Annotated in this window: 14 protein-coding genes; 6 read left to right on the top strand and 8 right to left on the bottom strand. The window is 47.4% G+C overall.

Translation table 11 applies throughout. The annotated features are described in order from the left end of the window. Positions 1-122: 122 nt before the first annotated feature. Entirely contained in the window at positions 123-1,046 is a 924-nt protein-coding gene (locus QUA43_RS16175; protein ID WP_333375210.1) for a vitamin K epoxide reductase family protein, read from the bottom strand. Positions 1,047-1,216: 170 nt separating this feature from the next. Then, complete coding sequence (btpA, locus tag QUA43_RS16180; RefSeq protein WP_138921119.1) at positions 1,217-2,104, bottom strand: photosystem I biogenesis protein BtpA; 888 nt, start codon at positions 2,102-2,104, stop codon at positions 1,217-1,219. 414 nt (positions 2,105-2,518) lie between these two features. Between btpA and QUA43_RS16185 the strand changes: the two genes are divergently transcribed. Then, complete coding sequence (locus QUA43_RS16185) at positions 2,519-3,505, top strand: GDSL-type esterase/lipase family protein (protein WP_333375213.1); 987 nt, start codon at positions 2,519-2,521, stop codon at positions 3,503-3,505. Positions 3,506-3,787: 282 nt separating this feature from the next. On the opposite strand, the gene QUA43_RS16190 is transcribed toward QUA43_RS16185, so the two are convergent. After that, positions 3,788-4,840: a Gfo/Idh/MocA family oxidoreductase gene (locus QUA43_RS16190; RefSeq protein ID WP_333375215.1), complete on the bottom strand. Its 1,053-nt coding sequence runs from the start codon at positions 4,838-4,840 to the stop codon at positions 3,788-3,790. Positions 4,841-5,347: 507 nt separating this feature from the next. On the opposite strand from QUA43_RS16190, the gene QUA43_RS16195 reads away from it, so the two are divergent. Then, on the top strand, positions 5,348-6,031 hold the full coding sequence (locus tag QUA43_RS16195) for a PEP-CTERM sorting domain-containing protein (protein ID WP_333375218.1): 684 nt from the start codon (positions 5,348-5,350) through the stop codon (positions 6,029-6,031). A 36-nt stretch (positions 6,032-6,067) separates the two neighbouring features. Here QUA43_RS16195 and QUA43_RS16200 read toward each other — a convergent pair whose 3' ends face one another. From QUA43_RS16200 to def, 3 genes are all read right to left on the bottom strand, one after another. Beyond that, positions 6,068-7,405 carry a PrsW family glutamic-type intramembrane protease gene (locus tag QUA43_RS16200; RefSeq protein WP_333375219.1) on the bottom strand — a complete coding sequence of 446 codons (1,338 nt, stop codon included), beginning with the start codon at positions 7,403-7,405 and terminating at the stop codon, positions 6,068-6,070. Positions 7,406-7,582: 177 nt separating this feature from the next. Next, the gene (locus QUA43_RS16205; RefSeq protein WP_199292547.1) at positions 7,583-7,783 is read right to left on the bottom strand and encodes a hypothetical protein; all 201 of its coding nucleotides are present in this window, start codon (positions 7,781-7,783) and stop codon (positions 7,583-7,585) included. Continuing rightward, entirely contained in the window at positions 7,783-8,343 is a 561-nt protein-coding gene (def, locus tag QUA43_RS16210; RefSeq protein WP_333375221.1) for a peptide deformylase, read from the bottom strand. Before def ends, QUA43_RS16205 begins: the two co-directional genes overlap by 1 nt. Before the next feature lie 101 nt (positions 8,344-8,444). Here def and QUA43_RS16215 point away from each other — a divergent pair, with 101 nt between their 5' ends. Further along, a complete protein-coding gene (locus QUA43_RS16215) occupies positions 8,445-8,957 on the top strand; it encodes a DUF1648 domain-containing protein (RefSeq protein ID WP_333375222.1) in 513 nt (170 codons plus the stop codon). 238 nt (positions 8,958-9,195) lie between these two features. Here the strand turns inward: QUA43_RS16215 and QUA43_RS16220 are convergent, their stop codons facing one another. Then, positions 9,196-9,651 carry an aspartyl protease gene (locus QUA43_RS16220; protein WP_333375224.1) on the bottom strand — a complete coding sequence of 152 codons (456 nt, stop codon included), beginning with the start codon at positions 9,649-9,651 and terminating at the stop codon, positions 9,196-9,198. Between the two features lie 119 nt (positions 9,652-9,770). Here QUA43_RS16220 and QUA43_RS16225 point away from each other — a divergent pair, with 119 nt between their 5' ends. Together QUA43_RS16225 and QUA43_RS16230 are read left to right on the top strand one after the other, a co-directional pair. After that, positions 9,771-11,063, top strand: a complete 1,293-nt coding sequence (locus QUA43_RS16225) for a pentapeptide repeat-containing protein (RefSeq protein WP_333375226.1) — start codon at positions 9,771-9,773, stop codon at positions 11,061-11,063. 97 nt (positions 11,064-11,160) lie between these two features. Next, positions 11,161-12,300, top strand: a complete 1,140-nt coding sequence (locus QUA43_RS16230; protein ID WP_333375227.1) for a mannosyltransferase family protein — start codon at positions 11,161-11,163, stop codon at positions 12,298-12,300. Positions 12,301-12,342: 42 nt separating this feature from the next. On the opposite strand, the gene QUA43_RS16235 is transcribed toward QUA43_RS16230, so the two are convergent. Continuing rightward, complete coding sequence (locus QUA43_RS16235) at positions 12,343-12,966, bottom strand: TenA family protein (protein ID WP_333375229.1); 624 nt, start codon at positions 12,964-12,966, stop codon at positions 12,343-12,345. A gap of 285 nt (positions 12,967-13,251) precedes the next feature. Here QUA43_RS16235 and QUA43_RS16240 point away from each other — a divergent pair, with 285 nt between their 5' ends. After that, the gene (locus QUA43_RS16240) at positions 13,252-14,217 is read left to right on the top strand and encodes a glycosyltransferase family 2 protein (protein ID WP_333375231.1); all 966 of its coding nucleotides are present in this window, start codon (positions 13,252-13,254) and stop codon (positions 14,215-14,217) included. Positions 14,218-14,257: the final 40 nt, after the last annotated feature.

Here is a 14,257-nt window from a genome sequence, read left to right on the forward strand (position 1 = left end):
ATTATAGATGCGAGATTTTAGATTAATTTCGCAGCACGAGCCAACGATAAAGTAAGTTAAAAAGCAGGATGTTTCCTGCCCATTAATCTAAAATCTGTCATCTATAATATCCAACTTTCCTGTCAGTTTTGAAAGTTGCGCGGGCCGGTGTAACCCGATAAATCAGCGAGTTTATCCAAAGATTGCGTCCCCGAATAAAACTGGCCATTAATTTCCCAAGTCGGGAAACCTTTAACATTCGCAGCAGCAGCTTGGCAAATTTCAGCGCGGGAATTTTGCCCCCTGGGATCGCATTCAAAATAATCAATTATTTTGGCTGCTTCTTTGCCGAACAGCATTTTTTGGTCGTGGCAGTGGGGACACCAGTAAGCGCCGTACTCTTTAGCGCCAATTTGTCGGAGGTGGCGGGCCAAAGCAATTTGTGCCGGGCCGGAGGTTGTAGTGACGGCAGGGGGTACAATTCCGGGGGTAGAGACAGTAGGACCAGGTGAGTTGACACTGTTATAAAGTCCCAAGGCACCGATCGAACTCACCATTGCCACCAAAATGCCTGTAAACACCAACTGTCCGATATCTTCCCACTCGCGCCCGACTAGCACCAGCACAAACAGCGACAGCGAAAATAAGGCGGAAGTGACGCAGTAAATGCACAGTTCCTGAATTTCAAAAGCCATCAAATACATCAAATAGCTGCTGAAAATTACCATCGCAGCGGTGATGATAAATAGCGCTTGCCAAGTTTTGTTTTCTAGTTGAGAGTGCAGTCCTTTCTTGGTGTCGGGATTTACAGCTTTGGGAGCCAATGCCAGGATTGCTATGCTCAGGTAAGCCAGACCGCCTAACAAACTTAAAGGCACTGTGCCAAAGACTGTAGCGTAGGGACTGTTGAGAACTTGGTCGCAGCCGCTGGTGGGACAAATGACCGAGCCTGTCGTGAATTTAGCGATCGTGAGATAGGCCGTTTCTACGACGCCTATGGCTGCGATCGCTGCCATCAGAGTCCTAGACCAGCGATGAATCCAAGGGGTTGAACGTCGGCGAATCATTTTTTGATTTGGTAATTTGGGAATTGTTGACTGTTGACTGTTGACTGTTGACTGTTGACTGTTGACTGTTAACTGTTAACTGTTGACTGTTGACTGTTGACTGATGACTGATGACTGATGACTGATGACTGATGACTACTGCCAACAGTCAACAGTCAACAATTCCCATTTTACGTTTTACTTGTGACTTTGCCCGGTTCCGGTGTTGGCCCTCTTGAGCCATTAGCATCTCTATTTTCCTGTTCGCGCTCTTTCTGTGACAAGCTGCGGCGGGCGGCTTCTACAAACTGACTGACGCGGATCGGATCGATGGGCTGCTCGATGCGGCCGTTTCGTTTCAGGGAACTCGATACGATTACGCCGTCAGCGGCCTGCATGAGGGTGGAAATGTTTTCCCACGAGGCGCCACTGCCGATGAAAACTGGAATTCCCGCTGCTGCTGCACTCGCGAGTTCTAAGTCTTCGAGATTGGGAGGGCTACCAGTTGTCCAGCCGGAAAGGATTACGGCGTCGGCTAAAGCTCGCCCGATCGTCTCTTGGACGGCTGTGGTCAAGTTGGGGCTGCCTAGGGGTCGCCCGTGCTTGACTAACACGTCTGCTAATATTTTGACATCGCTGCCCAATTCCCGGCGGTAGCGCAGTAGCTGGTGAGCTTGGCCTTCAATTAAGCCTTGGTCTGTAGCCATGATGCCGTTGAGGACGTTGACGCGGATGAATTGAGCTCCTGTGCAGGAGGCGATGGCGATCGCGCTGTGGGCGTCGTTTCGCAGCACGTTAACGCCGATCGGCAGCGTCACGAGATTTGTTAGCCTCTCAACTACCAGAGTCATGGCACTTACCACAGCCGGATCTACGCTGTCTTTGGCAAAAGGAGCGTCGAAAAAGTTCTCGACTATGATACCGTTTGCGCCACCAGAAGCCAGCGCTGTAGCCTCTTGCTCGGCTCTTCCGATAATAGCTTTGAGGTTTCCGCCCCAGCGGGGAGAAGTTGGCAAAGGCTGTAAATGTACGACACCGATTATGGGATTCGGCGTTTTGAATATTTGTTTTAAGTCCACGGATTTTCCTGAAACCACCAAGTTCACTGACGGCTGACGGCGGATTTTGACGGTATATTCTAGAATTCTATATCGACGGGGGCGATTCGGTTGACTTAATCGGGTCGCCAAGTTGCTCAAAGCCCGCAGCCATAACATTTTAGATTTTAGATTTTAGATTTTAGATTTTCCAAGGGCGACCTACTGATTTCACTCAAAGACGGAGACTTGCTTCAAGACAGGAATCCTGGAGAGCAAAAAAGTTGAGATTTTAGGGAGATATCCCAGATTCATCTGTGGAGTCAATGCTTTAATCTTTAATCTTTAATCTTTAATCGACTGACTACAATCGGGGTTGAAAGCTTGACTGCAGTTGCATTCTTTTTTATACCTTGGTGTCGGCAGGGGTTTTTCCTTCTCTATCGAGGTTAAGTGGTGGAAGTTGTTCTCATAATTTTGGCTGTCACCGCAGGATTGGGGGCAGCAATCGAAGTGCTGCTGCGGGTGCTGCTGGGTTTTGGTAATCCCTTGATTTATATTGCCGATGCCGAGTGCGGCTATTTGTTGGCGCCTAACCAGAAGGTGCGTCGCTTGGGCAACCGGATTGAGATTAACGAGTATTCGATGCGTAGCGGAGCGATCGCCCCGATCGCCCCTCCAGAAACTCTGCGCGTCTTGCTGTTGGGAGATTCTGTCGCCAACGGCGGTTGGTGGACACATCAGACAGATACGATCTCGGAAATTATGGCTCGGAATTTGAGACTGCAAGTACAGAATCTGGCGAGCTATGCACAATTAGGTTCGCAAGTCAACTATTCAAATTTTGAAGTTCTCAATGCCTCAGCCAATTCTTGGGGGCCGAGGAATCAACTTGCTTACGCCAAGCGGTTCGGTGTTTTTGGGGCAAGGGCTTTGGTTTTACTGCTCAATACGGACGATTTGTTTGCATCGGCTCCTTGTGATCTGGTTGTGGGGCGCGATCGATCTTACCCGGCTCACAAACCCCGATCGGCCACGCTAGAGTTATTGAGCCGCTACCTGCTACCTGTAGTGCCGACTACGCAATTGGCTGCACCCGGAGCCACAAGCGGCGATGTCGTAGGCTCCAACTTAGAAGCTATTCGCCACATCCAGAAAATAGCTGTATCAGCCAAAATCGAGTTTTTGCTAGCCATCACGCCCAGGCGGGGCGAACTCGGCGGCCCGGGCCCTCGCGACTGGGAAGTCAAAGCTAGAGCGCGTCTCGCCGAACTCGTAGAAACAGAGAAAATTACTTACATAGATTTTCTTCCCATTTTCAATTGTGCGGCCGAAATTCCAACGTTGTATCGAGACAGCATTCACCTCAGTCCTCAAGGAAATCAGCTAGTTAGCAAAACCATCATTCGTCAAATAGTCGCTCTTTTTTTGCATAAATCGTGACCTCACCTAAAAACGTATACTTGCCCACGACTTCTGTTGTCGAGAGCAAAAAAGTTGAAACCTTAGTTCAAGCCCCCAGATTCATCTGCAGAGTCAATCTAAGATCTAAAATCGTTCGACTGAGCGCAACTCGACGCTCGCACTCGCCGAACTTCTCACGCCGAATTGTCCAATCTCAAATCGACTGACATCGAATCCGGTTGCATGGGAACAGTTACCCTCTTCAACAAACAACAAACCCAAACTGTAAAAGCACCCGGAAACGACACGATTTGTCTTGATTTAGCTAACTTGCAAAGTAGACTCTAGCTCTTGCGGATACCAAGCTTGACCGTCGAGAGCCATTTGCTCAATCAAACTCGCAAGCCGCAGAGCTTTGAGAGCTTGTTCTCCTCCCACAGAAGGCTGATTTCCACCCCGCACGCAATTAATAAAATGCTCCAATTCTGCGTGGAGCGGTTCAATATTGCTGGTGTAAACTTTCTCGATCAACCCATCTTGACGGTAAAGCACCTGACCGTAATCCGTCACGTAATTGGCGGTTGTTTGTCGGTGAATCAAGATTTCGTTGTTGAGAAAATCTGCCTCTGTCAGAGAATTCTTGCAGTGAGCCACGATTGAACGGAGTTTGCGGTGCGTCACCTTACTGGCAGTCAGGGTGGCGACAATGCCGTTAGCAAAGTTCAACGTCGCTGTCACGTAGTCTAAATAACCTGAATCTGATGCCCTGCTGCCGCTGGCCGTCAGCTTCACCACTTGGGAATCTGCCAATTCCAAAAGCAAGTCGATGTCGTGGATCATTAAATCCAAAACTACCGATACGTCGTTAGCCCGCTGGGAATAGGGACTCATCCGGTGAGCTTCCAATGCCAGTAACTCTTCAGTTTTCAGCACTTTGCCGAGTTCCTGAAAAGCTGGATTGAAGCGCTCGATGTGACCCACTTGTAAAATCCGGTGGGCCTCAGCAGCCGCGTTGACCAAAGATTCGGCTTCGGCAATGCTAGCCGCGATCGGCTTTTCAATTAAAACGTGAACACCCGCTTGGAGACAAGACATCCCCACAGGGTGATGCAGGCGAGTTGGAACGGCGACGCAAACTGCATCTACGTGGGCGAGCAAATCTCGGTAGTCTTCAAAGAAGCGAACCCGGTATTTGCTTGCTACATCTATTCCCCGCTCTACATTTATGTCTGCAACACCCACGAGTTCGATATCTTTTAGCAAGCTCAGAACTCGCGTGTGATGCTGGCCCATATTGCCAACCCCAATCACCCCAATGCGGAGGGGTTCGGGTTGACTTCGCTGGGCGAAAACGTTTGCGTATCCCAATGACATCCTATCTAGCACTCCTGGATTCTCCTCCACCACCACAGGAATCAAGCCCCTTGGCTTCCCTCAGCTACTCACAGCCATCCAGATAGTACCACAGTCAAACTATTTGTGAAGAATTTCTAAGTTCAGTTGCGATTATCGCATCAGGCAATTAAGCAGAAGCGAATCCTATACAAGGGCAGAATACTGGGGTACAATGCCAGGAAATTGCGTATTGACAAAAGTTGGTAAGTGTGTATACACATTGGGACGATCGTCAGCAGCATCGCAACAACACAAACCCGTCGGAATATTTGGCGATTACGATCAAACATTTTTCTGGTTTCTGTTCAAAAGTAATAGTGAAAGTCATAAATTATACAAAAAAACAGATAACTCATCAGTATTACTGCGGTTATTTACATTCCGCAATCTTTGAATTCAAAAAAATTTACTTTAAGAATGCGGATAATTACGGGCGATCGCTCACTACCATAAACTAGACTTACCTAAAGCCTAATAAAAAAAACAATGTGTCAAAAACTAAGACCCAGATTAGGAAGTGCGATCGCTAGCACAATTTTAAGTTTGTTTTCAGCCGTGTCATTGGTAGGAATAGACAAAGCACAAGCCGCCGTACTCACCTACAATTTGGATATTTACAATGGTGGAGGTAGCGGTTTTTTGAAGGTGGATAACTCCTCGGTTAACCCAATACTTTTTCAACTAATTCCTGTAAGCGAGGGAAGATTATACACTCCTCTCATTCTTGACTCTTTTGGACTAGGAGGCAAAGAATACTACAATTTGGCAGGGGCTATAGCTATATTTTATGAAGGGGTGCTTCGCGGACTGCAAGCAGGCGGCTCCGACACACGGACGAGAGAATTAATCGTTCCTCCAGACGAACCAGGAGGACCTGATTACATCAATATCAGGGGCTACGCATCTTGGTCTATCGACACCTACGTGCAGCATTATAGGGGTATTAGTTTTATTGGGGGATCTTGGTTGTTAGGGTATAAGGAGGTATATATTACGCCCATGAACAGTATGCCATATGTAGATAGACAGACGATCGACTCTGCCGGTGTTGTTTTCACCCTAGTGAATACCGAACCCGAACCAGTTCCCGAACCTCTCACCGTTGGGGGGACAGCTTTAGCATTGGCAGGTTTAAGCTGGTTAAAACAAAAGAAAAAAATGGCAGCTTGAGGAGCCCTGGCATCTCAACAATTAAGCACTCAGAAGTCACTTTTCCAAGAATATTCGAGTTGCAAAATTTTGCTCTCGATTCGGAGACAGAGCTCTGGCTTTCAAAATCGCGGCTACTAAAAACGCATAGGACAAAACTCCCACCAACGCCAGCAAAAGTACGCTGGCTGCTCCCGACGCATTCCACAAAGCGTGAAGTGCGGAAGCACTGAAATAGCCTACGCCCAAAATTTGCCAGCGCTTCCTGGGTTTGAGGGCGCTCAAACCAATAAAATATCCCAAATAGCCGCTGTAAGCCATGTGTCCGGCGGCGGAACCCAAAATGCGGGGAATTAGCAACTGCAATCCTACTAATTGTCCGGCGTCCGGCCCTGCTTGCAGGGTGACATTTTGGATGACATTGGGAACGTACTGCCCCAGAGTTTCTAACAGTGTAAAGCCGACTGCTGAGGCGCTTCCTAACAGAATTCCGTCTAAAGGTTCCCAAACGCCGATTCGATCGCGCCACGGATTTTTTAGCCAATTTCCCAGCAACATCGCTCCCAAAACGGGCAGGGCTTTCAGCAATTCTTCCATCAGACCCGCCCCGAAAAACATTCTGGTCAAAAAAGGCAAAAAACTGATTGTTTCGCCTTCGGTTGGCAGGCGGCCGGGCAAAATTTCTCTAAATACTAATATAAATCCAATTAATAAGGGGCTGATCACAATCAGGACTGTAGCTAAAGCCGAACCAAGCAATACCCACCAAGGCTTATGTTTGCCGCACAGTTGATAGATAAAGTAGTAAGCCGCACCAGCGAGGTAAGCTGACAGCAGCAAGTTGAATGCTGCGGAATTTCCAACCGCGACAAACATCGATACGACAACAATAACTGTGGCAATACCTGGATATAAGTAAGCTTTTTGGCTTAATTGTTTGCCCGTCGAGGCGATCGGGAATAATTGAGTTAAAGTGAGAGCGTCTTTTTCGCTACCAGCAAAATTGCCCCTTTGTGGTGCTCTTAATCCGGGTTGATTTTGGTAAGGGGTTACGGGAGATTCAAATATAAATTCAGGGCCGTCAAGGCCGAGACTGATGCGATCGCCTGTTTCTAAAGTTTGGCAGCCAGAGAGCTTTTTTCCGTTGATATAAGTTCCGTTAGCGCTGTTGAGGTCGCAAATTTCCCATCTTGTCAAAGTACCCTGAGTCAGGGGACGGACTGTGGCGTGGCGGCGGGAAACCATGCCGTGGGCGATCGACTCTAAAGCTATTTGACAATTGCGATCGCGTCCGATGACCAATTCCCCTTCTTCACAAAGTTGGTACTTGGATACTGGGGTTCCCACAGCGTCTTTGGCTGGCAATTGTCGCAGAAATCCGATTTCATTAGTCATGAGTTATGAGTCATTAGTCATTAGTCATTAGTCATTGGTCATGAGCTCGCGATCTGTTAGCTGATGTTATTTTTGAGCAGTCTTTATTCCACAGTTATTGGTTGTTAGCTGCTGACTAATTACTAATTACTAATTACTAATAACTGCTGACTAATGACTAATGACTAATAACTCTGCTTATAGATTTGCCCTGGCATCCTGAACGGCTGCATAGAAAAATATGCCAGTTAGCGGTACGCTCAGGGCGAGAATGATGCCCGTGACTAAATTGCCAAGTTGAGCTTCTCCCGAGGACAGCTCAAAAATTGAGCCGACTGCCGCGATCGCAGTGATGCACGAAAGAGCTAAGAGTAAACCACTTTTCGGAGTTCCTGCCATCATACTGATTTTACTGCCTTTGGCGAAAATTTCTGCTTGACTAATGCTTCATTCAGTGCCAGCTTGTTTTCAACTCTGTCTACAAACAGCACTCCGTTGAGGTGATCCATTTCGTGCTGAATTGCCCTCGACAGTAAGTCTGTTGCTATCAGGGTTTGTGGGCGGCCGTATTCGTCGCGGTAGGAGACTTCAATGACTTCCGGGCGTTTGACTTCTAAATAAACTCCCGGAATGCTCAAACACCCTTCTTGCAAGATGCAGATATCGCCGCTGCTACTTTTGATGGTGGGATTGATCAAAACGATTGGGGGTGTAGCGGGATTTTCCGGGTCACAGTCGAGGACAATTACTTGTTTGTGGACTCCGACTTGGGGGGCGGCCAAACCGATGCCATCGGCACTGTACATGGTTTGCAGCATTTCTCGGACTAGCTGCCGAATTTCTGCATCGATGCTTTTGACCCGCTTCGCTGGCTGCCGCAGAACGCGATCGCCTAATGTGTGTATTGTTAGGGGCGGTTTTTCTAACTTTTTCTTTTCAATCAAGACCTGAGCCGTCATAGAACCTCGTGGGATGTTTGGAAACCCCCAACGAAAGCTGTTGGGGAATGGAATTGGAACCAATACTATTATTTTCAATATTAATCTAATTTTCAGTAGCCATGACTGGAAACGCACCAAACCAACGGCCGGTTATTTCTCTGGGGCTTTCGCCCGTTTTAGTGGCGGTAGAGCTTTTAGCTGCGATCGCGCTTTTGCTGGCTGTTTTGCTCATCGTCAAGTTTTGGGCGGTTTTGCCCGATCGAATTCCGATTCATTTCGGCTTAGGGGGGCTGGCTGATGCTTGGGGCGACAAGGTGACGATTTGGATCGTGCCGGCGGTTGCGGCCATTATTTTTGGGGTTTTAACTGCGGTATCGCGCTATCCCCATACTTTTAATTATCCGGTACGGATTACTTCTGAAAACGCTCGCCGGCAATATCTGTTGGGGCGAGGTCTTTTGGTTTGGCTGAAGGCAGAGATTTGCTGGCTGTTGGCGTTTGTGGTGCGGCAGCAAATTCTTGTCGCTTTGGGCAATGCTCAAAGGTTTAGTATCGAGTTATTTTTAGGGTTAGTTGTTTTGATATGTGGGACGGTTAGCGTGTATTTGCTCAAGGCTTATTCTGCTCGCTAGATGTAGGGCAAAAATCTTACATATACCTAAAAACCAAGTTTTTGGGTCGATTTTTAAGGGCAGTTAATAATATCTAACCTCTCCAAAATAAAGAAACTTACTTTGTAAGCAGGAATAAAATCATAAAAACTTTATGAGGAGTTTAGTCCTCACGACCAACATTTTTGATGGCGGGTAATTGACTGGAGATGAGAGAAATCACAGGCGAGAGGTTTGTGTTACGCTAAACGCCTCTCAACTAACCCATCAGATATGTTTGCTGATTGTTCATCGGCAATACTCGCAACTGTCGATTTTTCAAATCTGGTTCTAAGCCTAGTTCTTCCATTGGAATCACGCCCAACAAAACAGCAGAAACGCCTTCGGGCAATTCTAAACAATCAAATCTGCCTTCTCTCCCCTCTACAATAATTTGAGCGTCGGCAAAAATTCGACCCTTTTTTATGCCCGCTGATGTTTCTACATCTCTTTCTCCTACTTGTATTAAGCCTAACTGGCTAATAATGCGAGCTGGCAAGGAAAGCAGAGTTGCTCCGGTATCGACAACAACGTTATCGAGGATAACAGAGCGAACTTCCTCAGCAGAAATAAATCCCCGTTCAGCCATAACTCGATCGATGCGATTCGTGACGGTGATTGTAGTGATTACTTGACCCATTTGTTTTTCTTGCAGATTGGGGAGTACCAGGGCCATAGTATGTTACCTGTTTGAGTGTAATTAGTGGAGATTTATATTGTAATATTATCTAGAATCATGCTTGGTTGGTTAAAATCGTTTTATTGACCAGCCACAGTTAGAATTTGCCTCAACGCATGACACCCGAACCAAACTCTTCTCAACCCAATCGCCCTGAATCTAACGTGACTGTAGAAAGTCAGAACGGTGCGAGCCCTAATGTGCCACCAGAATCAGGGATAATCGTCGCTACTGCTGAACCGGAAAAACCGCAGCAGCCACCTCCAACCCGCAAGGTTTTATTGCCACAGCAGCCGGAACAAACGACTCCTGAGAAGTCGGGGTCAGTGCTGACGCTGGGGTTGATCGCAGCGATGATTTTTGGGCTGGCCAATGACAACATTTGGCTGGGCTTAATTGGCGCCGTCGGTGCGATCGGCATATCGCTGCGGCTAATGTGGCCGAGTTGGGGCAAAATCTGGGTACAGGTAATTCCGCCAACTTGGCGCACGCTGATCGTCGCTTGCTTTGGGCTTTTAGCTGGGATTGTTGGCTTGCTGATGCTCAGCGGTAGTAATACTGAACCGGGAAGCCGCAACATCCAAATCAACTGGGACGCCATCGGCGCTCTGGGCGAGTTAATCGGCGCTTTAGGCCAAATTTTGATCGCAATTTTGGGCGTTTATGTGGCTTGGCGGCAGTATGTGATATCCAAAGATTTGACTATTCAGCAAAATCGAATTACGCAGCAGCAAACGATCGATGCTTATTTTCAAGGGGTTTCCGACTTAGCCCTTGACGAACAAGGGTTTTTGGAAGACTGGCCGCAGGAAAGGGCGATCGCAGAAGGGCGCACGGCTGCGATTATGAGCAGTGTAGATGCTGAAGGTAAAGCTAAAATTCTGCGGTTTTTGTCGCAGTCGAGATTGGTTACTCCTCTGAAGCGCGATCGGCTTTTAGGCCGCCCCATCCTTGACGGCGACGGCGGCTACGCTGAAGATAGGGATCACGGTATCCGCGTTATCGATCTCAATGTCATGTTAGCGGGTGCTGACCTGGCTGGCACCGATTTGCGGTGGACGGATTTGAGCGAAGCCAACCTCGTCCGCGCCAATCTCAGCAAGTGCGATTTAGTGAAAGCCAACCTCTCGCGCGCTGTCTTGTACGACGCCAATCTCGCTCGCGCCGACATGAGAGCCGCCGCATTATTCTACGGCTCGGCACAAACTGCATCCCCCCGCAGCCGTACCGAATTTCCCAACTATCAAACGGGTGAACATACCGGCGCTGTGGTTGAACGTGTTGATTTCACCGGTGTCAAGCGGCTATCGGAGGAGCAGCGCTATTACTGCTGCGCCTGGTGCGGCTCGAAGTCGAGAGAGACTATTCCCGGTGGCTGTGAAGGGATTCCCAATAAACTCGGACGTTAAAATTAGCAGTACGCCTGTACTTACGTATATATTTGGCGATCGCTCGGGAGCGGACTATACTTTAATTTTAAATCTACAGTCTTGCGCTGTTTTAGCCATGACCCATACTGATTTAGGGTTAGAAGTAATTCCGCGCCTAGAGCGCTCCAAAAGCCGGGACGGATTAATTTTTGTAATGGCTATGTGGTTTCTGAGCCGATCGGTAATTGCGATCGGGATGCAGCTAATTGCTCCTTTAGTCTGCAAAAACCCGCCCGTGTATGCGATTCGGCCACCTCTGGGTTTTGTAAGCGGCTACCTTCCCAAAAGCGGCTGGGAACTGTTTTCGCACTGGGACGGTAAATGGTACGTCCAAATCGCTAATTTAGGCTACAGCTATGCAGATGACGGGCAGCACCATTCTGTAGCTTTTTATCCCCTGTTTCCTTTGCTGATGCGTGGGTTGACGAGTCTGGGAATGCAAGTGGAAGTAGCAGGGGTACTGATCAATAGTTTGGCCTTTCTGGGTGCCTTAGTGCTGGTCTACTTTTGGGTGGAGGAGCGATACGATGCTGGTGCAGCAAAGTGGACAACTGCTGTGCTAGCTTGGTGTCCGTTCTCACTATTTTGCACTGTCATATATACAGAAGGATTGTTTTTGTTTCTGACAGCATCGGCTTTACGAGCTTTTGAGAGGGGCGAGTATATTTGGGCGGCTTTTTGGGGAGCTTTGACGACTGCTACTAGGGGGCCGGGAGTGGCGCTGATACCTACTTTTTTGCTGGCAGCTTGGAGGGAAAAAAGACCTCCCCTCGCTTATGCCGCAGGTTGTGCTAGCGCGATCGGGTTATTTTCATTTAGTTTATATTGTGCTATTCGTTTTGGAGATGCTTTAGCATTTGTTCACGTACAAAAAGCCTGGGTTCAGCCTACTTGGCTGGAGATATTTAAGGAGTTTTTCAGTTTCCGCTTGCAAGCTGTTAGTAAAGTTGCGATGATTTTTGGCGGTGGCTATTTGTTGTGGTATTTGCGAAAAAGGCTGAGCATTACAGTCGTCTGCTTCGGTTTTTGTTCTTTAGCGCTACTGATAAACTCCGGTGCCCTGCAATCGGTTCATCGGTATGCTTACGGCATTGTGTCGCTCTCCATCGGACTCGGTTTAGTGTTGAGTAGTCACCTTCGTTGGGGATATGCTGTTATGACATTATTTGCTACATTCCTGCTGTACATGGCTGTTAAATTTGCTGCGTGGGCGTAGGTAGCTTAAGATACTTCTCCATATCTTTTCCATAAACTTAATTTACTCTATTTCCCAAGCTGCCTGAAAAAAGTCTCTTTCGCACAGAATGGCGTAGCGATAGGTTGCTTCTACTTCTGGCCCAGCCTCTGCGTAGCGATCGACCAAACTTTCCAGCCGTTTTGCTAAAATCTCAAAATCCGGGCTGCTATAGGTGGAAATCCAGTCGCTAAATGCGTGTTCCGGTATATCAGGTTTAGCTAGCTGCTGTCCCAAAAAAGCATACAACCGCAAGCAAGGAGTCATCGCGGCTGCTGTCAAACCTACACCACTTCCCCAGGCTGTCGCTAATAAAAAATCTGTGTAGCGGCGGGTAGCGATTCCCGGTTTTGCCTCTGGCAAGTTTACCCCCCATTTAGCTGCATATCCTTGATGCAAACGAAGTTCTTCTAAAACGCCGCTACCGAGATTGTGGAGAATTTCAAACCCCTCCCAGTCGGGTGCTTTTGCCGCAGCGATACTGTAAGCGCGAGCGAATGCTCCCAGAAAAAATGCGTCTTGTGCAATGTAATATGCAAAACTATTTTGGGGGAGGCTGCCGTCAGCAATGCCTCTGACAAAGGGATGTTGCAGACAAGCTTCGCTTAAGTCTTGATTGGCTTGCCAAAGATAATTGGAATTTGTCATGCAATTTTGAATCGATGGGTTATGATTGTATTTTTTATAGTCTGACTAAACATCTATGATAACAGATATTTTCGTTGGGCGTGCGTCAGTCTTATGGTGTCTTTTATTTTTCGTATTTAAGAAAATAGATAAGTTTTGGTACACTGCTATTTTGTCGGCTGCTGTTGTCTGGCTCAAAGAGCGAAATTACGTGCCGAACCTCTCTCGTGAAGCAGCCAGGGTGTTTTGGGAAAAATAAACTTTTGATTTAACGGTTGAAAAGCCAATTATTAAACAGAAACTGCAATGAACGATACACCTAAGTATTCCTTGGTAATTCCTATCTATAACGAAGAAGAAAATCTCGCTGAATTGTATCGGCGAATTAGGGCCGTGATGGATCGAATGGACGGCCCAGTAGAATTAATTTTAATCAATGATGGCAGTCGCGATCGCTCTCTCGAACTTTTGCGAGAATTGCACGAAAAAGACTCGCGAATTTGTTACCTCAGTTTTGCCCGCAATTTCGGTCATCAAATAGCTGTAACTGCTGGTTTAAACTTTTCTAGAGGTCAAGTTGTAGTCATCATGGACGGCGATTTGCAAGACCCCCCCGAGCTAATTATAGATATGGTAGAACGGTGGCGGCAGGGCTATCAAGTTGTGTACGCTCAACGCACTCAACGCCGTCAAGAAGGTTGGTTTAAGCGGTTGCCTGCTTATATGTATTATCGCATTTTGCGCCATCTTGCTGATGTTGATATTCCTACAGATACCGGAGATTTTTGTTTAATGGATAGGTGCGTGGTGGATGTACTCAACGCCATGCCAGAACGCAATCGTTACATTCGGGGACTGCGGGCTTGGATTGGTTTTAAACAAACGGCGGTTAAGTTTGAACGCGATCCGCGTTTTGCAGGCGAGGTTAAGTATACCTTCAGAAAATCTTTAAGTTTGGCGATGAATGGTTTAGTCTCTTTTTCAAAAGTTCCCCTCCGACTTTCGATTTATATGGGGTTATTTGCTGCATTTGTATCTGTATTAATGGCTTTTTTGATTTTGTATTGGCGGCTTTTTCATCCAAGTTCTGCCTTAACTGGTTTGACAATTGTGATGATGGCGGTTTTCTTTTTGGGTGCGGTACAGTTGGTGAGTATTGGGATTTTGGGCCAGTATATAGGGCGGATTTATGAGGAGGTGAAGGGCAGACCACTTTATACGCTGGCAGAAGTGGCTGGTTTCGATCCATTTCGTCAAAAAAATGGTAAATAAGCAGGACTTTTTTACTATCTTGACGGCTTAAAGATAGCGG

The organism is Microcoleus sp. N9_B4, from assembly GCF_036701635.1.
In the GTDB taxonomy this organism is placed as follows: domain Bacteria; phylum Cyanobacteriota; class Cyanobacteriia; order Cyanobacteriales; family Microcoleaceae; genus Microcoleus.

Excerpts from the sequence above, each read along its gene's own strand:
- QUA43_RS16235 (WP_333375229.1), bottom strand. The coding sequence starts at position 12,966 with ATGACAAATTCCAATTATCTTTGGCAAGCCAATCAAGACTTAAGCGAA.
- QUA43_RS16240 (WP_333375231.1), top strand. The coding sequence starts at position 13,252 with ATGAACGATACACCTAAGTATTCCTTGGTAATTCCTATCTATAACGAA.
- def (WP_333375221.1), bottom strand. The coding sequence starts at position 8,343 with ATGACGGCTCAGGTCTTGATTGAAAAGAAAAAGTTAGAAAAACCGCCC.
- QUA43_RS16190 (WP_333375215.1), bottom strand. The coding sequence starts at position 4,840 with ATGTCATTGGGATACGCAAACGTTTTCGCCCAGCGAAGTCAACCCGAA.
- QUA43_RS16195 (WP_333375218.1), top strand. The coding sequence starts at position 5,348 with ATGTGTCAAAAACTAAGACCCAGATTAGGAAGTGCGATCGCTAGCACA.
- QUA43_RS16230 (WP_333375227.1), top strand. The coding sequence starts at position 11,161 with ATGACCCATACTGATTTAGGGTTAGAAGTAATTCCGCGCCTAGAGCGC.
- QUA43_RS16225 (WP_333375226.1), top strand. The coding sequence starts at position 9,771 with ATGACACCCGAACCAAACTCTTCTCAACCCAATCGCCCTGAATCTAAC.
- QUA43_RS16175 (WP_333375210.1), bottom strand. The coding sequence starts at position 1,046 with ATGATTCGCCGACGTTCAACCCCTTGGATTCATCGCTGGTCTAGGACT.
- QUA43_RS16220 (WP_333375224.1), bottom strand. The coding sequence starts at position 9,651 with ATGGCCCTGGTACTCCCCAATCTGCAAGAAAAACAAATGGGTCAAGTA.
- QUA43_RS16200 (WP_333375219.1), bottom strand. The coding sequence starts at position 7,405 with ATGACTAATGAAATCGGATTTCTGCGACAATTGCCAGCCAAAGACGCT.
- QUA43_RS16215 (WP_333375222.1), top strand. The coding sequence starts at position 8,445 with ATGACTGGAAACGCACCAAACCAACGGCCGGTTATTTCTCTGGGGCTT.
- QUA43_RS16205 (WP_199292547.1), bottom strand. The coding sequence starts at position 7,783 with ATGGCAGGAACTCCGAAAAGTGGTTTACTCTTAGCTCTTTCGTGCATC.